This window comes from Limnobaculum xujianqingii (assembly GCF_013394855.1).
In the GTDB taxonomy this organism is placed as follows: domain Bacteria; phylum Pseudomonadota; class Gammaproteobacteria; order Enterobacterales; family Enterobacteriaceae; genus Limnobaculum; species Limnobaculum xujianqingii.
The window spans coordinates 1,437,453-1,458,384 of the sequence record NZ_JABMLK010000002.1 but is presented as its reverse complement, the minus strand read 5'-3'; the positions used below and the strand labels follow the sequence as shown (position 1 = coordinate 1,458,384).

Genomic DNA, 20,932 nt, shown 5'->3' with positions numbered 1-20,932 from the left:
GATTCAAATTTCAGCTTGTTCCGGATTGTTAAAGAGCAAATATCTCAAACATGACTGGGCTGTGAATACAGCGAAATCAGTTTTGAGATATTCATCGACAATGTCTTTCACCCATCATCAGCAAGTGGCGTCCCCTAGGGGATTCGAACCCCTGTTACCGCCGTGAAAGGGCGGTGTCCTAGGCCTCTAGACGAAGGGGACACAGATATGTCAGCTTCGCAGACGCTTTGCTCTCTTTTCATTTCATCAGACAATCTGTGTGGACACTGCACTCAATCAGTATCTTTCAGGTAAGGAGGTGATCCAACCGCAGGTTCCCCTACGGTTACCTTGTTACGACTTCACCCCAGTCATGAATCACAAAGTGGTAAGCGCCCTCCCGAAGGTTAAGCTACCTACTTCTTTTGCAACCCACTCCCATGGTGTGACGGGCGGTGTGTACAAGGCCCGGGAACGTATTCACCGTAGCATTCTGATCTACGATTACTAGCGATTCCGACTTCATGGAGTCGAGTTGCAGACTCCAATCCGGACTACGACGTACTTTATGAGGTCCGCATGCTCTCGCGAGGTAGCTTCTCTTTGTATACGCCATTGTAGCACGTGTGTAGCCCTACTCGTAAGGGCCATGATGACTTGACGTCATCCCCACCTTCCTCCGGTTTATCACCGGCAGTCTCCTTTGAGTTCCCACCATTACGCGCTGGCAACAAAGGATAGGGGTTGCGCTCGTTGCGGGACTTAACCCAACATTTCACAACACGAGCTGACGACAGCCATGCAGCACCTGTCTCAGAGTTCCCGAAGGCACATTCGCATCTCTGCAAACTTCTCTGGATGTCAAGAGTAGGTAAGGTTCTTCGCGTTGCATCGAATTAAACCACATGCTCCACCGCTTGTGCGGGCCCCCGTCAATTCATTTGAGTTTTAACCTTGCGGCCGTACTCCCCAGGCGGTCGACTTAACGCGTTAGCTCCGGAAGCCACTCCTCAAGGGAACAACCTCCAAGTCGACATCGTTTACAGCGTGGACTACCAGGGTATCTAATCCTGTTTGCTCCCCACGCTTTCGCACCTGAGCGTCAGTCTTTGTCCAGGGGGCCGCCTTCGCCACCGGTATTCCTCCACATCTCTACGCATTTCACCGCTACACATGGAATTCTACCCCCCTCTACAAGACTCTAGCCTGCCAGTTTCGGATGCAGTTCCCAGGTTAAGCCCGGGGATTTCACATCCGACTTGGCAGACCGCCTGCGTGCGCTTTACGCCCAGTAATTCCGATTAACGCTTGCACCCTCCGTATTACCGCGGCTGCTGGCACGGAGTTAGCCGGTGCTTCTTCTGTGGGTAACGTCAATACATGAAGCTATTAACTTCACATCCTTCCTCCCCACTGAAAGTGCTTTACAACCCTAAGGCCTTCTTCACACACGCGGCATGGCTGCATCAGGGTTTCCCCCATTGTGCAATATTCCCCACTGCTGCCTCCCGTAGGAGTCTGGGCCGTGTCTCAGTCCCAGTGTGGCTGGTCATCCTCTCAGACCAGCTAGGGATCGTCGCCTAGGTGAGCCATTACCTCACCTACAAGCTAATCCCACCTGGGCACATCCGATGGTGTGAGGCCCGAAGGTCCCCCACTTTGGTCCGAAGACATTATGCGGTATTAGCTACCGTTTCCAGTAGTTATCCCCCTCCATCGGGCAGTTTCCCAGGCATTACTCACCCGTCCGCCACTCGTCACCCGGGGAGCAAGCTCCCCTGTGCTACCGTTCGACTTGCATGTGTTAGGCCTGCCGCCAGCGTTCAATCTGAGCCATGATCAAACTCTTCAATTAACAGCTTGATGCTCAAAGATTACTTTCAATAATTCAAATGAATTACTGTCTGGTCACTCTTTAAGACTTGGTATTTTTTGTGTCGTTACACCGAAGTGCAATGACGTGAGATACCGTCTTGTGAGTGCCCACACAGATTGTCTGATAAATTGTTAAAGAGCATGGCCGACAGAAAGCTGCGCTTCCCGCGGCACGGGCTGCGTATATTACGCGAATCCGTTTCAGAGTCAATGAGTTCATTCACTCTTTTTTGTTTCTCACTTAAGAGAAGTCGAACCAGAATATGTAAGTTTGTACATCTCCGTTCGATGGAGGCGCATTATAGGGAGTTTCTTGTCGCCTGCAAGAGATAAATAGAGAAAAATGTTCTGTTTGCTGCATTCCACAGCAAAACCCCACTTTATACCGACTTGCACACAGAGTTATCCACAGAAACAGAAAAAGGGGAAAATATATCGGGCATGACGCAATCGTTTTCGTTACAATTACGCCCATAAAAATTTGAGTGTAAATCGATGGTGATATCCCACCATTCGGTTCACTATTTTGTTATCTTGAATTCATCCTTTTATATCTACTATGTTTTCACTCTGAAAAAGCCAACAGGAAATTATCAGCTATGCAATCACATCGTCCTATCCGTCGCGCCCTTCTCAGCGTTTCCGATAAAACTGGCATTGTTGAGTTCGCCCAGGCGCTATCACAGCGTGGTGTTGAACTGCTCTCCACCGGGGGAACAGCAAAACTGCTGGCAGAAGCGGGTCTTGCGGTAACGGAAGTTTCTGACTACACCGGCTTTCCCGAAATGATGGATGGCAGAGTTAAGACCTTGCACCCTAAAGTACACGGCGGCATTTTGGGGCGCAGAGGTATTGATGATGAAGTGATGGCAAAACATGCCATTGAGCCAATTGATATGGTAGTTGTTAATCTCTATCCTTTCGCTCAAACAGTTGCCCGTAAAGATTGCTCTCTGGCCGATGCAGTAGAAAACATTGATATTGGCGGCCCAACCATGGTTCGCTCTGCCGCCAAAAACCATAAAGATGTCGCTATCGTAGTTAACAGTAGTGATTACAGCGATATCATCAGTGAAATGGATAACACCAATAATGGATTAAGCTACGAGACGCGTTTTGATCTGGCGATTCGTGCTTTTGAACATACCGCAGCTTATGACGGCATGATTGCTAACTACTTTGGTTCTCTGGTTACTCCATATTATGGTGAAACCGATAAACCATCTGGCCGCTTCCCTCGCACGCTCAATCTCCAGTACATTAAAAAGCAAGATATGCGCTATGGTGAAAACAGTCATCAACAAGCCGCATTCTATGTTGAAGAAACAGTAAAAGAAGCATCCGTTGCTACTGCTCAACAACTTCAGGGTAAAGCCCTCTCCTATAACAATATTGCGGATACCGATGCTGCTTTAGAGTGTGTTAAAGAGTTTACTCAACCAGCCTGTGTCATTGTTAAGCATGCTAATCCATGCGGCGTTGCGTTAGGGGATAATATTCTTCATGCCTATGAGCGCGCCTATTTAACCGATCCTACTTCAGCCTTCGGCGGCATCATTGCCTTTAACCAGGAACTGGATGCCAAAACCGCTGAAGCTATTATCAGCCGTCAGTTTGTGGAAGTTATTATTGCTCCATCAGTAAGTGCAGCTGCGCTGGAAGTTTTAGCTCCGAAGCAAAACATTCGTGTACTGGAATGCGGTCAGTGGGACGCCCGGATTGCCGGATTAGATTTTAAACGTGTTAATGGTGGCTTACTGGTTCAGGACCGCGACCTTGGCATGGTTAGTCAGGCCGATCTGAAAGTCGTTACTACCCGCCAGCCAACAGAAAAAGAGCTGCGTGATGCGCTGTTCTGCTGGAAAGTAGCCAAGTTTGTTAAATCTAACGCCATTGTTTATGCCCGCGACAATATGACTATCGGTATAGGTGCAGGCCAAATGAGTCGCGTCTATTCAGCGAAAATTGCCGGAATTAAAGCGGAAGATGAAAATTTACAGGTTGCTGAGGCTGTTATGGCTTCCGATGCATTCTTCCCGTTCCGCGATGGTATTGATGCCGCTGCAGCTGTAGGTATTACCTGCGTTATTCAACCAGGTGGTTCTATTCGTGATGACGAGGTTATTGCTGCTGCCAATGAACATGGAATTGCAATGATCTTTACTGACATGCGCCATTTCCGTCACTAATACCAGTAACTGAATTTCGACATTTACACGGAGCCAGAAAGATGAACATATTAATTATTGGTAATGGTGGACGAGAGCATGCTTTAGCATGGAAAGCAGCCCAGTCACCGCTGGCTGATAAGGTATTCGTTGCTCCCGGCAATGCCGGTACTGAACTGGAACCAAATCTGATTAATGTGGCAATCGCCGCAACAGATATTGATGCTCTGGTACATTTCGCCCAAAAAGAAAATATCGGTTTAACTATTGTTGGCCCGGAAGCACCGCTGGTTAAAGGCGTGGTTGATGCTTTTCGCAAAGTTGGGCTAAAAATCTTTGGCCCAACTCAGACAGCTGCTCAGCTTGAAGGCTCAAAAGCCTTCACCAAAGATTTTCTGGCACGTAATCATATTCCCAGTGCGGAATACCAGAACTTTACCGACCTCAATCAGGCACTCGCTTATATTCGCGCCAAAGGTGCACCTATCGTGATTAAGGCCGATGGTCTGGCGGCTGGTAAAGGCGTTATTGTGGCAATGACTCTGGAAGAAGCCGAAGAGGCAGCTAAAGATATGCTGGAAGGCAATGCCTTTGGTGACGCAGGCCATCGTATCGTAGTTGAGGAGTTTCTCACTGGTGAAGAAGCCAGCTTTATTGTGATGGTCGACGGCAAAAATGTCGTTCCAATGGCAACCAGTCAGGACCATAAACGTGCTTATGATGGTGATACTGGCCCCAATACGGGTGGGATGGGTGCTTACTCACCAGCACCAGTAGTGACTGATGAAGTCCATCAACGCATCATGGATCAGGTTATCTGGCCTACGGTAAAAGGTATGGAGGCGGAAGGTAACACCTATACTGGTTTCCTGTATGCCGGATTAATGATTGACGATGCTGGTCAGCCTAAGGTAATCGAGTTTAATTGCCGTTTCGGCGATCCAGAAACTCAGCCTATCATGCTACGTATGCAGTCCGATCTGATCGAGCTTTGCCTGGCCGGTGTGGAAGGCAAGCTAAATGAAAAAACTTCCCATTGGGATCCGCGTGCATCGCTGGGTGTGGTTCTGGCCGCTGGCGGTTATCCTGGTGATTACCGTACCAACGATGTAATTACAGGGTTGCCACAACAAGAAATGGAAGACGGCAAAGTTTTCCATGCGGGTACCAGCTTGAAAGAGTGTCATGTTGTAACCCAAGGTGGACGCGTACTCTGCGCGACCGCATTAGGAAACAGCGTTGCCGAAGCCCAACGCCGGGCTTACGAAATTGCTGCACAAATCCAATGGGACGGCTGCCTCTACCGTAAAGATATCGGCTATCGCGCCATCGAACGCGAAAACCAGAAGTAATTCATTACGTCAGTAACACAAAAGGTCGCCATATGGCGACCTTTTGCTATTCAATTTAACAGATTTCAAACGGAGGGAGAGGCCGCCGTTGGGGTCGTAGCAGCTTTAGCTGCCGGAGCGCCCCTAGGCGGACTAGGCCCGACGCAAGCTGAAGCTAAGTACAGATGGTCTTCCGGCCGATCGCCGGGATGATATATGCAACATCGCCATTACGGCCGGAATATTCTCTAAAGCTGATTAAAAGACCCCATCACTCTCAAAACGTCTCCAGCTTCGGCTCCCACGAACAAAAATTCTCATTCGCCACCAGCAACAACTGTATTCCTCGCGGCGCATCTAACCACGCCAGACTGATAAAGCCGCCGTTACGGACTCGCTTTTCAATCCATGACTGCTGTTCATATGAAAATACTGGATTTACCGCTTCGCCGGCACAGGTAATAACTTCACCGTTTTTAATATAGCCTTGATGCAAGATAATCTTACCGGCATCAAGCGACTCACTGGTTGTCAGAATTCGCTGCTCTTCATATTTTAATCTTAGAATATCATCTGCAGAGAGTTGCTCATTGCGATCCGCCAGTTGGCGCTGCATAAAACTGGGGTTACCTTCGCTATCCAGACGCATTAATTCTTTAGGATAGCCATCAGATGTTTGAACTTCACGGCGGATCAAACTTACTTTACCTGCCGAGTATTCATAATAAGTGGAGACAGTGCTGCCGGTATAAGGCGTATATACACTCATCAGCCGCATGGGCTGCCCTTCGCCGCTGATTTTAGTCCAGATTCTCATCATGCCATCAGTGGCAATATAGCCAGAGGCACTTAGGGTAGGATCTTTTGGTGAAGTACTGCATCCCACAAGAATCAGACTACTTATAACAATCAATCGTTTTATCATGGTCTGAATATAATAAAAGGGGCCAATCCGCCCCTTTTTTTATCTCATTAAGTGGCTGTTAATTACTTCTTAACAGCTTCTTTCAGCGCTTTGCCAGAAACAAATGCTGGAACATTAGCTGCAGCAATTTTGATTTCTTTACCAGTCTGTGGGTTACGACCAGTACGGGCATTACGATGATTCACTTTAAATGTACCAAAACCAACCAGTTGTACTGGGTCACCATCTTTCAGAGACTCAGTAATTGCGCCTAAGGTTGATTCCAGAGCCGCTTTGGCCTGAGCTTTAGTAATACCAGCCTTGTCTGCAATTACGTCAATCAGTTGAGTCTTGTTCATAAATTATCCTTACAATGTGTTTTATGGCATGCAATGTATCGAATACGGGCGGGAAAAGAAAATTTCTAAACCCTTAGCCTGAGCGTCTCGATAGCCACCTTTCAAAGGCAAGACAAATGTAGACCAATAGAGGGCGGCTGTGAAGCCTTAACATGCTATTATTTAAGCTCTGAATCACGTTTTATCATCTATTGTGTTAAATTTATACCAATATTGCTGGTTGCGGCCTCTTTCAGGTCCGCTCTTAGCCCTTTTATCAGCTCAATATCACGCTCTTCGCATTCAACCAGCAAGCGATATATTTCCCACTGAACATCAAATTCATGCTCAATGAGTGGCAAGGCTTTTAGCTCATCGTCGGTCATTTCGCGATTAGCTTCCGTCATTTCCAGCATCGCTACCGTACGAACTGACAACTCACTCACCGCTATAGCATGTTCTAATGTTTCACCACTTAAATGAGAGTGTAATACCTCACTCAGTGCAACACAGGCATCAATGGCCGGATAAACACCATACATATCAAATTGTTCTGCATCTGGAATGATATCTTCCAGCTTCTCCAGTTGGCTATCAAAATTTACTTTCGCGCCCTTCACCACCAGCGTTTCCCAAATCAAATCCAGAATACGGCGATATACTTGAGGCTCTGCAAACCCGGTCTGGTGGCAAAACGCCTGATAATTTGGATACATACGCTCACATAAGCAGGCCATAAAAGTGTAGTGCTGCCAGCCGGTCAGCTTTTCCATACGTTTGTGAATCGGGTTACGTAGCATTAATAAATCTCATTAATATTCAATATGATGGGAAAATACCCAAATTATAATAGCCGTAGCTTAATCAATACTTTTTTCTGGATGTTCAGCCAACCAGCGTAAAAACGCAGGACGCCTTGAAGCTATAGCATCAGCCCAACGGGTTGGTTCCGGCAGGCGATAGCCGCGCATACAACGTTTTACCCATACCAGTGCACTATCCGGGCTAATTCGATGCCCAACAGAAATATACAGCGGCTTGCAACGCGCTTTACTATTCCATACCCAACCAAGAAATTCATTCTTATCAGTCAGTTCGGCCAAATCACCCGGTTCTGAGGCTTAATGGTGAGCTTTTGCCATGCGGCCAGTAAAGCAGGACATTCGCGAAAAGAGAGTAATCCGGGAATATAGGGAATATTTGTTGGCACTCGGGCAATCTGATATTCCACCAATTCCAACCCGGGATAGCTCAAAATAGCTATCGCAGCCCGGGTTATAGTTCCATCCTGTTCAAAACCAACGTCTGCACCGGCTATCCAGTCAGGCTCAGTAAAACCCAGCCGATCGTCTTTAACAATCAACCGGGCTTTTTTCGACTGTTCTGCCCGCAAAGAAGCGGTATCAATCATGATAGGCGCGAGACAGTTTATGAACCGCTTCGACAAAGGCACCAGCATGTTCAGGTGGAACATCCTGATGAATGCCATGGCCCAGATTAAATACGTGGCCGTTACCATGGCCAAATCCGGAAAGAATTGTTGCTACTTCCTGCTCAATTCTGGCTGGAGGAGCATACAACATAGAAGGATCCATATTTCCCTGTAGCGCCACGCGATCGCCCACCCGCTTACGGGCATCGGCAATATCGGTAGTCCAGTCCAGACCAAGCGCATCACAACCGGTAGCCGCCATGGCTTCTAACCATTGACCGCCACCTTTAGTAAACAATGTTACTGGTACTTTGCGGCCTTCATTTTCTCGAATCAAGCCAGCAACGATTTTGTGCATATAAGCCAGTGAGAACTCCAGATAATCGCGCCCGGTTAATACGCCCCCCCAGGTATCAAAAATCATTACTGACTGAGCACCCGCTTTAATCTGAGCATTCAGATATAAAATGACGCTGTCGGCAATCTTATCCAGTAGCTTGTGCAATACGGGTCCATCGGCATACATCATCTTTTTGATTTTAGTAAATGCTTTGCTGCTGCCACCTTCAACCATATAGGTTGCCAGAGTCCAGGGACTGCCAGAAAAACCAATGAGAGGAACCTCGCCCTTCAGATTGCGACGAATAGTACGCACCGCGTTCATCACATAGGCTAATTCTTGTTCCGGATCGGGAATCGGTAGATTATCGACATCCGCCTTGCAGGTAATAGGACGTTCAAAACGAGGACCTTCACCAGCTTCAAAGTAAAGCCCCAATCCCATAGCATCAGGAATAGTTAAAATATCGGAGAACAAAATGGCCGCATCCAGCGCATAACGACGCAGTGGCTGTAACGTGACTTCACAAGCCAGTTCAGCATTTTTACACAGTGACATAAAGTCACCGGCCTCTGCTCTGGTTGCCTTATATTCAGGCAAATAACGACCTGCCTGACGCATCATCCAGACAGGAGTTACATCAACAGGTTGGCGTAATAACGCACGCAGATAGCGATCGTTTTTTAATTGATTCATTATTTTTATCCTTCTGGTATTGCGCGCATTGTAGCATGCAACAAGCTCTTCCAATATAAAGAGGGCATATTACTATATCTGCCCAATATACTGGTCGGCAAAATGCTAATAATCATGCTCAGATCGACATATTGCGATGGTATCTTCAATTAATCGACGCGCTACTGTACCAGGAGGCGGAAGTTGAGGAAGATTGTCATAACGAAACCAGTCGGCATCCAGTAATTCTGAAGTATCGATTTTCAGCTCTCCACTCGCATAATCAGCTAAATAAGCCACCATCAGAGAGTGTGGAAATGGCCAGGGTTGAGAAGAGATATAACGCAGATTTGTCACCTGCAAATTACTCTCTTCTTGCACTTCTCTGGCTACTGCTTGTTCCAGCGTTTCACCTACCTCGACAAAACCCGCCAGTGCAGTGTAGATCCCACCCCGATGGCGGTTATGCTGCGCCAGCAAAATTCGGTCTTCACGGCGTATCGCAACAATAATACAAGGTGCTATTTGAGGATAGTAGCGTTGACGACAGTTATCACATAAACAGGCCCACTCGCGCTCGCTGACATACATTGGATGACCGCAGTAACCACAGAACTGGTGAGCCCGATAGAACCCCTCTAACTGAACAGCTCTGCCTGCCAGCTGAAACAAACCTCTATCTTCATTTAGCAATTGTCGAACTGAAGCCATTTCTCTTGAGCGCTCTTTACACACCAGCCAGACTGACTCACTTTGCCACTCGCCAATTCGATGTGCCTTTTCTCCCGACAAACCAAAATCGTTGGCACTACCATAAGGCACCTCACCTTTTGGCAGCCATAACTTCCCGGCGTGGCTCAATAACCACCAGCCTGATTCATTACCTTGTAGTTGTTGCTCCATAGCCGTTTCGCTCAACCTCTTAATTTACTGGAAATCTGACAACAATAGATTTACATTACTTTAACTTGCTATTTTACTAACAGCCATCACTCTGGAAACACTATGCTAAACCAACTTGAAAGCTTAGCCGAGCGCGTGGGCGGCAAAATTAAACTGATTGATCAGTGGTTAGAATCACGTAAAAACTTACTGGTTACTTATTACCGTCTTGTTGGTATTAAGCCAAACAAAGAAAAAAATATCCCTCTCGATGAAAAAGCCCTAATCGATTTTGGACACCATTTGGTGGACTACCTCTCCTCTTGTCATTTTCATATTTATGACAAAGTCATTATTCAGGAAGAAGGTGCCAGTAGCCCCAATCTGCTGATTGGCCAAAAAGCCTACCCGAGATTAGAAGAGAACACTCAAAAGATTATGGCGTTTTACGATAATTATGTCGAAAAGGGCATCAACGAAGACACCATATTACAACTGCATGAAGATCTTTCAACTGTTGGCGAATTGCTGGAAAGACGCTTCTCCCTGGAAGATAAACTAATTCAGGAAGCCACTAACAGCTGGCTGAGCCATCACTCTTCTGCTGCATCAAAATAATCACTAAACGTGGTGCCATTCACTGGCACCATTAAAGTATAAACCCGGCGCAAAAAACAAACTTGTGGTTTTTGTTAGCTTACTTATACTGTGTTGCATCACCGTTTTTGGTGATTAATCTTGTCGGAGTGCCTAGTACCACCCTGGTGACACAGGCTGAGACCGTTAATTCGGGATCCGCGGAACCTGATCGGGCTAATACCCGCGAAGGGAACAAGAGTAATTTCTTCCAGATAAACTGAAACTGTTTAACGCCTTTTCTGCTTTATCGTTACTCCCTCTCCGAACTCCGGACAAGCAATCCTTAATTTTATTAGGAGTTTGCTATGTCTAACCGAAGAACCCAACGCGCTCAGGCGCAGCAATTTATTGACCAGCTACAGGGAAATGCCTTTCCCGACTCAAAACGTATCTATCTGCAAGGTTCACAAACAGATTTACGTGTTCCTATGCGTGAAATTCAGTTATCGCCAACGCTGATCGGTGGTAGCAAAGAGGTGCCTGAATATCAGGATAATGAACCGATTCCGGTTTACGATACTTCTGGCCCTTATGGCGACCCTCAGGCAACGCTGGATGTGCGACAAGGGTTACCGGCGCTGCGAAAAAACTGGATCGAACAGCGTGGTGATACTGAGCCATTACCTCAGGTTAGTTCGCACTTTACCCAAAAGAGACTGGCGGACGAGGGTTTAGACCACTTGCGTTACACTCACCTTCCCGCCCCTCGCAAAGCGAAACCCGGTAAACGAGTTACCCAGTTGCACTATGCCAGAGCGGGTATGGTAACGCCGGAAATGGAATTTATTGCCATTCGCGAAAATATGGGACGGGAGGGCATTCGTACCGATGTATTAAAGCAGCAGCATCCCGGACAAAATTTTGGCGCGGTATTGCCGGACAACATCACCCCCGAATTTGTCCGTGATGAGGTGGCGGCTGGTCGGGCTATTATTCCTCTGAATATCAATCATCCGGAATCAGAACCGATGATCATCGGCCGAAACTTTCTGGTGAAAGTAAATGCCAATATCGGTAATTCTGCGTTGACCTCTTCTATTGAAGAAGAAGTAGAAAAGCTGGTTTGGTCTACTCGCTGGGGAGCGGATACGGTGATGGACCTCTCCACCGGTCGTTATATCCATGAAACCCGCGAATGGATTATCCGCAATAGTCCGGTACCCATCGGCACTGTTCCTATTTATCAGGCGCTGGAAAAAGTAAACGGCGTTGCTGAAAACCTCAGTTGGGAAGTATTTAAAGATACGCTGGTCGAACAGGCTGAACAAGGGGTTGATTACTTCACTATTCACGCCGGAGTACTACTACGTTACGTACCAATGACCGCCAATCGTCTGACGGGTATTGTCTCACGAGGCGGTTCCATCATGGCGAAATGGTGCCTTTCCCATCATCAGGAGAACTTTCTCTATCAACACTTTCGCGAAATTTGTGAATTATGCAGCCAGTATGATGTTGCACTTTCGCTGGGCGATGGCCTGCGCCCCGGCTCGATTCAGGATGCTAACGATGAAGCCCAGTTTGCAGAACTGAAAACGCTGGGTGAACTGACTAAAATTGCCTGGGAGTATGATGTTCAGGTGATGATTGAAGGCCCGGGCCATATTCCTATGCATATGATCCGCCAGAATATGACCCTTGAGCTGGAACACTGTCATGAAGCACCTTTTTATACCTTAGGCCCGCTGACCACCGATATCGCCCCGGGATACGACCATTTTACCTCTGGTATTGGTGCCGCCCTGATTGGTTGGTTCGGCTGCGCCATGCTTTGTTATGTCACTCCCAAAGAGCATCTTGGCCTGCCAAATAAAGACGATGTAAAGCAAGGACTGATTACCTACAAAATAGCTGCTCATGCTGCCGATCTGGCGAAAGGACACCCTGGCGCACAAATTCGTGATAACGCCATGTCAAAAGCCCGCTTTGAATTCCGTTGGGAAGATCAGTTCAATCTGGCCCTCGACCCGGAAACCGCACGAGCCTATCACGATGAGACATTACCTCAGGCTTCCGGCAAAGTTGCCCACTTCTGTTCAATGTGTGGACCAAAGTTCTGTTCAATGAAAATTTCTCAGGAAGTGAGGGATTTCGCCAAAGATCAGGCGCAACAAAATCTGCTGTTGGTAAAAACCAGTGGAATGAACGAAATGTCAGAAAATTTTCGCGCTCAGGGTAGCGAACTTTATCACCCTGCCGCCTCAGATACCGCAATAACGGAGGAAAACTCTCATGGCTGATACCGCTCTAAACCATCTTTCAGCATTACCCGACATCCCATTTCCTCCTACAGAGAAAAAGCTGGGGCTCTATCCGGTAGTTGATACTCTGAGCTGGATTGAACGTTTGCTCAATGCAGGCGTCACCACCATTCAGTTACGTATTAAGGATCAGCCTGACATCGAAGTGGAAGATATTATTCAACAGGCAATTGAGCTGGGAAAACGCTTTAATGCACGCCTGTTTATCAATGATTACTGGCGACTGGCGGTCAAACATCAGGCTTATGGGGTCCATCTTGGCCAAGAAGATTTACTCACAGCCGATCTCAGAGCCATTCATCAGGCGGGCCTGCGTCTGGGCGTTTCTACCCATGATGACCAGGAGCTGGCGCTAGCCGTTGCTGTTCGCCCTTCTTATATTGCCTTGGGTCATATTTTTCCAACCCAAACCAAAGACATGCCTTCGGCTCCACAGGGATTAGTTGAACTAAAACGTCATGTGGCCACTATCCCTGATTATCCTACCGTTGCTATTGGCGGTATCAGTATCGACCGGGTACCTGAAGTATTGGCTTGCGGAGTTGGTAGCATCGCCGTGGTGAGTGCAATAACGAAAGCTCAGGACTGGCGTCAGGCCACCGCAGAACTGCTCCGATTAATCGAACACGAGGAGCGTTAATTATGCTGAACGACAGCGAGTTTTTGCGCTATAGCCGTCAATTACTGCTGGAGGATATAGGACCGGAAGGGCAAATCAAACTCAGACAATCTACAGTATTGATCGTGGGGCTGGGCGGGCTTGGCTCTCCGGTATCGCTCTATCTGGCGGCAGCTGGCGTAGGCAACATATTATTGGCGGATGACGACAAGGTTCATCTGACTAATTTACAGCGTCAAATACTGTTCCGTACTCAGGATATTGAACGTTCTAAAGCCGAACTGGCAAAAGAGCAGTTACAGGCGCTGAATCCACAAATTCGTTATCAAGTTCTGACCCGGAGACTTACCGGCGAGAATCTGAATCAAATCTTATCCCAGGTCGATCTGGTACTGGACTGCTGCGATAACATGGCAACCCGTCATGCAGTTAATGCCGCCTGTATTCAACATAGTATTCCACTGGTCAGCGGCAGTGCAGTCAGTTTTAGCGGGCAGCTAATGGTTATCAAACCCCCGTTCGATCATGGCTGTTATGCCTGCCTCTATCCTGAACAACAAGAACCCGAACGTAACTGCCGTACCGCCGGAGTACTTGGTCCAATGGTTGGAACAATTGGCTCATTACAGGCACTGGAAGCAATAAAACTGCTGGCTGGAGGAAGTTCAGCGTTGGAAGGCAAACTGCAACTATTTGATGGCAAACAACATCAGTGGACTACTTTACGCTTGCATCGCGATCCGGGCTGTCAGGTATGTGGAGGTCAATATGCAAATTAGGGTGAATGAATCACCGGTTAGCGTGGAAACCCCAGTTACTCTGTCAGTTCTGCTCCAACAGTTAAATAAATCCACGGTGGGTATGGCAGTAGCCGTTAATCAACAAATATGCCCGCGAACTCAGTGGGATAGCCATTTACTTCATGATGGCGACGAGATTTTACTTTTTCAAGCCATTGCAGGAGGTTGATATGTTAACCATTGCAGAGACAATATTTACCTCACGTTTGTTTGTGGGTACCGGAAAGTTTTCGTCTTCAAATATGATGATGCAGGCTATTGCGGCTTCAGGCTCAGAACTGGCTACCATGGCAATGAAACGGGTCGATATTCATAGCAACAGTGATGCTATTTTGGCACCACTACAGCAGCATGGCATCAGGCTGTTGCCGAATACCTCCGGAGCAAAAACCGCCGCTGAGGCTATTTTTGCGGCTCAGTTAGCCAGAGAAGCGCTGGAAACTAATTGGCTTAAGCTGGAAATTCACCCTGACGCGCGCTATCTACTGCCTGACCCGATTGAAACCCTAAAAGCAGCAGAGGAATTGGTTAAACAAGGATTCATTGTACTGCCCTATTGCGGTGCCGATCCGGTGTTGTGTAAACGCCTGGAAGATGTTGGCTGTGCCGCAGTGATGCCATTAGGTGCACCCATTGGTTCCAATTTAGGTTTGGTCACCAAAGAGTTTTTAAAAATCATTATTGAACAGTCTGGTGTTCCGGTGGTGGTGGATGCAGGAATCGGCAGCCCAAGCCACGCCGCTCAGGCGATGGAAATGGGAGCGGATGCAGTATTGGTTAATACCGCCATTGCCGTAGCCAACGATCCGGTAAACATGGCGCAAGCTTTTAAACTGGCAGTTGAGGCTGGCCATTTAGCCAGACAGGCCGGATTAGGGGCGATACGCCATAATGGTCATGCATCCGCTTCCAGCCCGTTAACCGACTTTCTCAAGTCCAAAGCGGTGGAGGTGAAATGAAAACAGAATTTCGTCACCACTGGCAAAATTTGGGCTGGGATGATATTTCCCTTAGTTTGTACGGAAAAACATCAAGAGACGTTGAACAGGCACTCGGCAATCAACAGCGCACACTAAATGATTTTATGGCGCTGATTTCCCCGGCAGCGCTACCTTATCTGGAAGAGATGGCACAAGAAGCACAGAGCCTTACCCGTCAGCGTTTTGGCAATACGGTAAGCTTCTATGCCCCTCTGTATCTTTCCAACCTCTGCGCTAATGACTGTAGCTATTGTGGTTTTTCAATGAGCAATCGCATCAAGCGTAAAACATTAAATGAGGATGAGATTGCACTGGAATGCCATGCGCTAAATGCCATGGGTTACAAACATCTGTTGTTGGTTACCGGAGAGCATCAGGGAAAAGTCGGTATGGATTACTTTCGCCATCATCTTCCTGATATTCGGCAAAAATTCAGCTCACTCATGATGGAAGTACAACCGCTAAAAACTGAAGAGTATGCTGAACTAAAAACGTTAGGGCTGGATGCCGTAATGGTTTATCAGGAAACCTATCATGGACCCACCTATCAACTCCATCATCTGAGAGGTAATAAACAGGACTTCTTCTGGCGGCTTGCAACACCAGAAAGGCTGGGGGATGCAGGCATAGACAAAATTGGATTAGGTACGTTAATCGGCCTTTCTGCCGACTGGCGTACTGATAGTTACTATCTGGCTGAACATCTGAATTTTCTACAAAAGCGCTACTGGCAAAGTCGTTACTCTATCTCTTTTCCTTGTCTTCGCCCTTGTGCCGGTGGAACTGAACCCGCATCGCTTATGGATGATGCTCAGTTAGTTCAGCTTATTTGTGCTTTTCGTCTGTTTGCTCCGGAAGTAGAGCTTTCTCTGTCGACCCGCGAATCACCGCACTTTCGTGATCATGTTGTGCCTCTGGCGATTAATAGCGTGAGCGCTGGTTCAAAAACTCAGCCCGGTGGTTATGCTGATAATAAGCCGGAGCTGGAACAGTTTTCACCCCATGATAATCGTTCTCCACAGCGGGTAGCCGAAGCGCTGATAGCGAAAGGGTTACAGCCGGTCTGGAAAGACTGGGATCGGTATCTGGGGCATATTTCGGGAATATAGATCGCAAAGTTAATGAAAACAGCAAAATGACCGTAAATTATTTTCGCTATGTTGCACAACATCAACCTGCGGTGATAACAGGAGAAAAATAAATTACATATAGTCACCGGGTAAAGGTTGTTAACGCCTTTATCAGGGCCACTGATTTCCCCCCGGCTCTGCATCAGTAATACTGAGGCATTTCGTATAAGAACTTTTATTCGTTATGCCTCAGTCCTTTCTCACTGCCGGCGGGAAAAACCGTCAGGTATCAGGCATAAAAAAACCGCCCCAAAGGGCGGTTTTTTACTCAGCTAATTGGGCTGATTATTCGTCATCACTACCCAGACCAGCATTCAGTAGCTCAGCCAGGTTGGCTGTTGCTTCTTCTGCGCTAACCTGAGGTGCAGCAACGTCTTCAACATGACGGCGACGCGCACGATCCTGATGATAAGCATAACCGGTACCCGCCGGAATCAGGCGACCAACGATAACGTTCTCTTTCAGACCGCGTAACTCATCACGCTTACCAGCAACGGCAGCTTCTGTCAGCACGCGCGTTGTTTCCTGGAACGATGCCGCAGAGATGAAGGACTCTGTTGCCAACGATGCTTTGGTGATACCTAACAGGTCACGAGCAAAGGTTGCAGCCAGTTTACCGTCAGCTTCAAGAGTGCGGTTAGCAATCTTGATGCGAGAGTATTCTGCTTGCTCGCCTTCCAGGAACTCTGTGTTACCCGGATGAACGATAGTACCTTTACGCAGCATCTGACGAACGATAACTTCGATGTGTTTATCGTTAATCTTAACGCCCTGTAAGCGGTAAACTTCCTGAACTTCGTTAACGATGTAACGAGTCACTTCATGTACACCACGCAGACGCAGGATGTCATGTGGAGACTCAGGACCATCAGAAACAACGTCACCGCGTTCTACCAGTTCGCCTTCAAACACGTTCAGCTGACGCCACTTAGGAATCATCTCTTCGTATGGCTCGCTGCCATCCATCGGAGTGATTACCAGACGACGTTTGCCTTTAGTCTCTTTACCGAAGGAGATCACGCCGCTGATTTCAGCCAGAATCGCAGGCTCTTTCGGACGACGAGCTTCAAACAGGTCAGCAACGCGTGGCAGACCACCGGTGATATCACGAGTACCGCCAGATTCCTGAGGAATACGCGCCAGTGTGTCACCAGGATTAATCTCTACGCCATCTTCTAACTGGATAATTGCTTTACCCGGTAAGAAGTATTGAGCTGGCATATCAGTACCTGGAATCAGGACATCATTACCTTTAGCATCAATAATTTTCAGCGCAGGACGCAGGTCTTTGGTACTACCAGTACGTTCAGCACCTTCCAGCACAACGATTGAAGACAGACCGGTTAATTCGTCGGTTTGACGAGTAATCGTCTGGCCATCAACCATGTCGGTAAAGCGAATGAAACCGCCTACCTCAGAGATAACTGGCATGGTATGCGGATCCCAGTTAGCGACAGTTTCGCCACCGGTAACGCCAACACCATCGCCTTTCGCCATAACTGCACCGTAAGGTACTTTATAGCTCTCTTTAGTACGACCAAATTCATCGATTAAAGTCAGTTCAGTATTACGTGAAGTGATAACCAGCTTGTTAGCAGCGTTGATAACAAACTTAGCGTTTTTCAGCTTCAGGTTACCCGTATTTTTCACCTGGATACTGGACTCAGCAGCCGCACGCGATGCCGCACCACCGATGTGGAACGTACGCATGGTTAACTGTGTACCAGGTTCACCGATTGACTGAGCGGCGATAACACCGATAGCTTCACCTTTGTTGATGATATGGCCACGGGCCAGGTCGCGTCCGTAACAGTTAGCACAAACACCGAAATCGGTATCACAGCTAACAACAGAACGTACCTTGATAATATCAACAGAGTGCTCTTCTAACAGGTCACACCATTTTTCATTCAATAGCGTATTACGCGGCACCAGAATGTCAGCAGTACCTGGCTTCAGAACGTCTTCAGCCGTTACACGACCTAATACACGCTCACGCAGAGGTTCTTTAACGTCGCCACCTTCGATAACTGGTGTCATCACGATACCATCGTGAGTTCCACAGTCGTCTTCGATAACCACCAGATCCTGTGCCACGTCAACTAAACGACGAGTCAAATAACCGGAGTTTGCTGTTTTCAGTGCGGTATCCGCCAGACCTTTACGAGCACCGTGAGTAGAGATGAAGTACTGGAGTACGTTCAGACCTTCACGGAAGTTCGCAGTGATCGGGGTTTCGATGATTGAGCCATCTGGCTTAGCCATCAGACCACGCATACCCGCTAACTGACGAATCTGTGCTGCCGAGCCCCGTGCACCGGAGTCAGCCATCATAAAGATGCTGTTGAAGGAAACTTGTTTCTCTTCTTCACCGTCACGGTTAATCACGGTTTCAGAAGACAGGTTTTCCATCATCGCTTTCGCTACGCGTTCGTTAGCTGCAGCCCAGATATCGATAACTTTGTTATAACGTTCGCCGGCGGTAACCAGACCAGACTGGAACTGTTCCTGAATTTCTGCCACTTCGGTTTCGGCTTCATTGATGATCTCTGCTTTCTTAGCAGGGATCACCATGTCATCGATACCTACAGACGCACCGGAACGTGCTGCATAAGCAAAGCCGGTATACATCGTCTGGTCAGCAAAAATAACGGTAGGTTTCAGACCCAGGATGCGATAACAAGTGTTAATCATCTTGGAAATGGCTTTCTTACCTAACGCCTGGTTGATAATTGAGTAAGGCAGACCTTTTGGTACGATCATCCACAGGATGGCACGACCAACAGTAGTGTCTACCAGACCAGTTTTGGCAACCAGTTCGCCTTCAGCATTTTTTTCATACTCAGTGATACGAACTTTAACGCGAGCATGTAGCTCAGCGTGGCCAGCACGATATACGCGCTCGGCTTCTTTAGGTCCGCTCAGGACCATGCCTTCGCCTTTCGCATTCACTTTGTCGCGGGTCATGTAGTACAGACCCAAAACAACGTCCTGAGATGGTACGATGATTGGCTCACCGTTCGCAGGAGACAGGATGTTGTTGGTAGACATCATTAACGCACGCGCTTCCAGCTGGGCTTCCAGCGTCAACGGTACGTGAACCGCCATTTGGTCACCATCGAAGTCGGCGTTATAAGCCGCACACACTAATGGGTGCAACTGGATCGCTTTACCTTCGATCAGTACCGGTTCAAACGCCTGAATACCTAAACGGTGCAGAGTTGGTGCACGGTTTAACAGTACCGGGTGTTCGCGGATAACTTCATCCAGGATATCCCATACCACGGCTTCTTCACGCTCAACCATCTTCTTAGCAGCTTTAATCGTAGTCGCTAGACCACGCAGTTCCAACTTGCCATAGATGAACGGTTTGAACAGCTCTAATGCCATCTTCTTAGGCAGACCGCACTGATGCAGACGCAGGTATGGACCTACGGTGATTACAGAACGACCGGAGTAGTCAACACGCTTACCTAACAGGTTCTGACGGAAACGACCCTGTTTACCTTTGATCATATCGGCCAAAGATTTCAGAGGACGTTTGTTAGAACCGGTGATAGCGCGCCCACGACGACCGTTATCTAACAGCGCATCAACCGCTTCCTGCAGCATACGTTTTTCGTTACGTACGATGATATCTGGCGCAGCCAGATCCAACAGGCGTTTCAGACGGTTGTTACGGTTAATCACGCGACGATATAAATCGTTCAGGTCAGAAGTCGCAAAACGACCACCGTCCAGCGGAACCAGCGGACGTAAATCTGGTGGAAGAACCGGTAATACGGTCAGGATCATCCACTCTGGTTTGTTGCCAGATTGAATGAACGCTTCCAGCAGCTTAACGCGCTTGGTCAGCTTTTTACGTTTGGTTTCAGAGTTGGTTTCATTTAACTCTTCGCGCAGTTGTTCACACTCAGCTTCCAGATCCATGCCTTTCAGCAGAGACTGGATAGCTTCGGCACCCATCTTGGCATCGAATTCATCACCAAACTCTTCCAGCGCATCCAGATACTGCTCTTCAGTCAGGATCTGACGACGCTCCAGATTAGTCATACCGCCTTCAACAACGACATAAGATTCGAAGTACAGTACGCGTTCGATGTCACGTAATGGCATATCTAACAATAGGCCGATACGCGATGGCAGTGATTTCAGGAACCAGATATGCGCAGTAGGAGAAGCCAGTTCAATATGGCCCATACGCTCACGACGCACTTTAGTCTGAGTCACTTCAACGCCGCATTTTTCACAAATGACACCGCGATGTTTCAGACGCTTGTACTTACCGCACAAGCATTCGTAATCTTTTACTGGTCCGAAAATACGGGCACAGAAAAGGCCGTCACGTTCTGGTTTGAACGTACGGTAGTTAATGGTTTCCGGCTTTTTAACTTCGCCGAAAGACCAAGAACGGATCATGTCTGGCGAAGCCAGCGCTATTTTGATTGCATCAAACTCTTCGGTCTTAGTTTGTGCTTTCAGAAACTTCAGTAAGTCTTTCACGGATCGGCTCCTGTCGGAGTTAAACCTGTTGGGCGCTCAACTTATTCTTAAATCTGTATTTAAACAGACAGTTAAG

General features: G+C 47.7%; 15 protein-coding genes, 1 tRNA gene, 1 rRNA gene, 1 pseudogene and 1 riboswitch. Of the genes and pseudogenes, 9 read left to right on the top strand and 9 right to left on the bottom strand.

Going from position 1 to position 20,932, the window contains the following annotated elements; translation table 11 throughout:
* Positions 1 to 125: 125 nt before the first annotated feature.
* A tRNA-Glu gene (locus GOL65_RS20745) sits at positions 126 to 201 on the bottom strand.
* 90 nt (positions 202 to 291) lie between these two features.
* A 16S ribosomal RNA gene (locus GOL65_RS20740) occupies positions 292 to 1,834 on the bottom strand.
* Positions 1,835 to 2,453: 619 nt separating this feature from the next.
* Here GOL65_RS20740 and purH point away from each other — a divergent pair.
* Both purH and purD read left to right on the top strand, forming a co-directional pair.
* Positions 2,454 to 4,043, top strand: coding sequence for a bifunctional phosphoribosylaminoimidazolecarboxamide formyltransferase/IMP cyclohydrolase (purH, locus tag GOL65_RS20735; protein ID WP_140921472.1), 1,590 nt, complete (start codon positions 2,454 to 2,456; stop codon positions 4,041 to 4,043).
* A 41-nt stretch (positions 4,044 to 4,084) separates the two neighbouring features.
* On the top strand, positions 4,085 to 5,374 hold the full coding sequence (purD, locus tag GOL65_RS20730) for a phosphoribosylamine--glycine ligase (RefSeq protein ID WP_140921473.1): 1,290 nt from the start codon (positions 4,085 to 4,087) through the stop codon (positions 5,372 to 5,374).
* A gap of 256 nt (positions 5,375 to 5,630) precedes the next feature.
* Here purD and GOL65_RS20725 read toward each other — a convergent pair whose 3' ends face one another.
* From GOL65_RS20725 to nudC, 6 genes and pseudogenes are all read right to left on the bottom strand, one after another.
* The gene (locus tag GOL65_RS20725) at positions 5,631 to 6,266 is read right to left on the bottom strand and encodes a DUF1481 domain-containing protein (protein WP_179038520.1); all 636 of its coding nucleotides are present in this window, start codon (positions 6,264 to 6,266) and stop codon (positions 5,631 to 5,633) included.
* 74 nt (positions 6,267 to 6,340) lie between these two features.
* On the bottom strand, positions 6,341 to 6,616 hold the full coding sequence (gene hupA, locus GOL65_RS20720; RefSeq protein ID WP_130593042.1) for a nucleoid-associated protein HU-alpha: 276 nt from the start codon (positions 6,614 to 6,616) through the stop codon (positions 6,341 to 6,343).
* Between the two features lie 188 nt (positions 6,617 to 6,804).
* Positions 6,805 to 7,395, bottom strand: a complete 591-nt coding sequence (locus GOL65_RS20715) for a YjaG family protein (protein WP_140921475.1) — start codon at positions 7,393 to 7,395, stop codon at positions 6,805 to 6,807.
* Between the two features lie 60 nt (positions 7,396 to 7,455).
* Positions 7,456 to 8,006: pseudogene (locus GOL65_RS20710) on the bottom strand (endonuclease V).
* Complete coding sequence (hemE, locus tag GOL65_RS20705) at positions 7,999 to 9,063, bottom strand: uroporphyrinogen decarboxylase (RefSeq protein WP_140921476.1); 1,065 nt, start codon at positions 9,061 to 9,063, stop codon at positions 7,999 to 8,001. Before hemE ends, GOL65_RS20710 begins: the two are co-directional and overlap by 8 nt.
* Positions 9,064 to 9,168: 105 nt before the next feature.
* A complete protein-coding gene (gene nudC, locus GOL65_RS20700; protein WP_140921477.1) occupies positions 9,169 to 9,945 on the bottom strand; it encodes an NAD(+) diphosphatase in 777 nt (258 codons plus the stop codon).
* Between the two features lie 102 nt (positions 9,946 to 10,047).
* On the opposite strand from nudC, the gene rsd reads away from it, so the two are divergent.
* The 7 genes from rsd (at position 10,048) to thiH (ending at position 16,332) form a co-directional block, all read left to right on the top strand.
* Positions 10,048 to 10,542, top strand: coding sequence for a sigma D regulator (gene rsd, locus GOL65_RS20695; RefSeq protein ID WP_140921478.1), 495 nt, complete (start codon positions 10,048 to 10,050; stop codon positions 10,540 to 10,542).
* Positions 10,543 to 10,656: 114 nt separating this feature from the next.
* Positions 10,657 to 10,772: riboswitch (TPP riboswitch) on the top strand.
* Between the two features lie 96 nt (positions 10,773 to 10,868).
* Complete coding sequence (thiC, locus tag GOL65_RS20690; protein WP_140921479.1) at positions 10,869 to 12,803, top strand: phosphomethylpyrimidine synthase ThiC; 1,935 nt, start codon at positions 10,869 to 10,871, stop codon at positions 12,801 to 12,803.
* Positions 12,796 to 13,464, top strand: coding sequence for a thiamine phosphate synthase (gene thiE / locus GOL65_RS20685; protein WP_140921480.1), 669 nt, complete (start codon positions 12,796 to 12,798; stop codon positions 13,462 to 13,464). Before thiC ends, thiE begins: the two co-directional genes overlap by 8 nt.
* A gap of 2 nt (positions 13,465 to 13,466) precedes the next feature.
* Positions 13,467 to 14,222 carry a HesA/MoeB/ThiF family protein gene (locus GOL65_RS20680; protein ID WP_140921481.1) on the top strand — a complete coding sequence of 252 codons (756 nt, stop codon included), beginning with the start codon at positions 13,467 to 13,469 and terminating at the stop codon, positions 14,220 to 14,222.
* Positions 14,212 to 14,412: a sulfur carrier protein ThiS gene (gene thiS, locus GOL65_RS20675; protein WP_140921482.1), complete on the top strand. Its 201-nt coding sequence runs from the start codon at positions 14,212 to 14,214 to the stop codon at positions 14,410 to 14,412. The genes GOL65_RS20680 and thiS overlap by 11 nt, the downstream gene beginning before the upstream one ends.
* Before the next feature lies 1 nt (position 14,413).
* Complete coding sequence (locus tag GOL65_RS20670; RefSeq protein WP_140921483.1) at positions 14,414 to 15,202, top strand: thiazole synthase; 789 nt, start codon at positions 14,414 to 14,416, stop codon at positions 15,200 to 15,202.
* Entirely contained in the window at positions 15,199 to 16,332 is a 1,134-nt protein-coding gene (thiH, locus tag GOL65_RS20665) for a 2-iminoacetate synthase ThiH (protein ID WP_140921484.1), read from the top strand. Before GOL65_RS20670 ends, thiH begins: the two co-directional genes overlap by 4 nt.
* Before the next feature lie 306 nt (positions 16,333 to 16,638).
* Here the strand turns inward: thiH and rpoC are convergent, their stop codons facing one another.
* Complete coding sequence (gene rpoC / locus GOL65_RS20660) at positions 16,639 to 20,856, bottom strand: DNA-directed RNA polymerase subunit beta' (protein ID WP_140921485.1); 4,218 nt, start codon at positions 20,854 to 20,856, stop codon at positions 16,639 to 16,641.
* Between the last annotated feature and the right edge of the window lie 76 nt (positions 20,857 to 20,932).

What these genes read in the sequence shown, in the direction of transcription:
- purH (WP_140921472.1), top strand. Translation starts at nt 2,454, where the DNA reads ATGCAATCACATCGTCCTATCCGTCGCGCCCTTCTCAGCGTTTCCGAT.
- purD (WP_140921473.1), top strand. Translation starts at nt 4,085, where the DNA reads ATGAACATATTAATTATTGGTAATGGTGGACGAGAGCATGCTTTAGCA.
- hupA (WP_130593042.1), bottom strand. Translation starts at nt 6,616, where the DNA reads ATGAACAAGACTCAACTGATTGACGTAATTGCAGACAAGGCTGGTATT.
- GOL65_RS20715 (WP_140921475.1), bottom strand. Translation starts at nt 7,395, where the DNA reads ATGCTACGTAACCCGATTCACAAACGTATGGAAAAGCTGACCGGCTGG.
- hemE (WP_140921476.1), bottom strand. Translation starts at nt 9,063, where the DNA reads ATGAATCAATTAAAAAACGATCGCTATCTGCGTGCGTTATTACGCCAA.
- nudC (WP_140921477.1), bottom strand. Translation starts at nt 9,945, where the DNA reads ATGGAGCAACAACTACAAGGTAATGAATCAGGCTGGTGGTTATTGAGC.
- rsd (WP_140921478.1), top strand. Translation starts at nt 10,048, where the DNA reads ATGCTAAACCAACTTGAAAGCTTAGCCGAGCGCGTGGGCGGCAAAATT.
- thiC (WP_140921479.1), top strand. Translation starts at nt 10,869, where the DNA reads ATGTCTAACCGAAGAACCCAACGCGCTCAGGCGCAGCAATTTATTGAC.
- thiE (WP_140921480.1), top strand. Translation starts at nt 12,796, where the DNA reads ATGGCTGATACCGCTCTAAACCATCTTTCAGCATTACCCGACATCCCA.
- GOL65_RS20680 (WP_140921481.1), top strand. Translation starts at nt 13,467, where the DNA reads ATGCTGAACGACAGCGAGTTTTTGCGCTATAGCCGTCAATTACTGCTG.
- thiS (WP_140921482.1), top strand. Translation starts at nt 14,212, where the DNA reads ATGCAAATTAGGGTGAATGAATCACCGGTTAGCGTGGAAACCCCAGTT.
- GOL65_RS20670 (WP_140921483.1), top strand. Translation starts at nt 14,414, where the DNA reads ATGTTAACCATTGCAGAGACAATATTTACCTCACGTTTGTTTGTGGGT.
- thiH (WP_140921484.1), top strand. Translation starts at nt 15,199, where the DNA reads ATGAAAACAGAATTTCGTCACCACTGGCAAAATTTGGGCTGGGATGAT.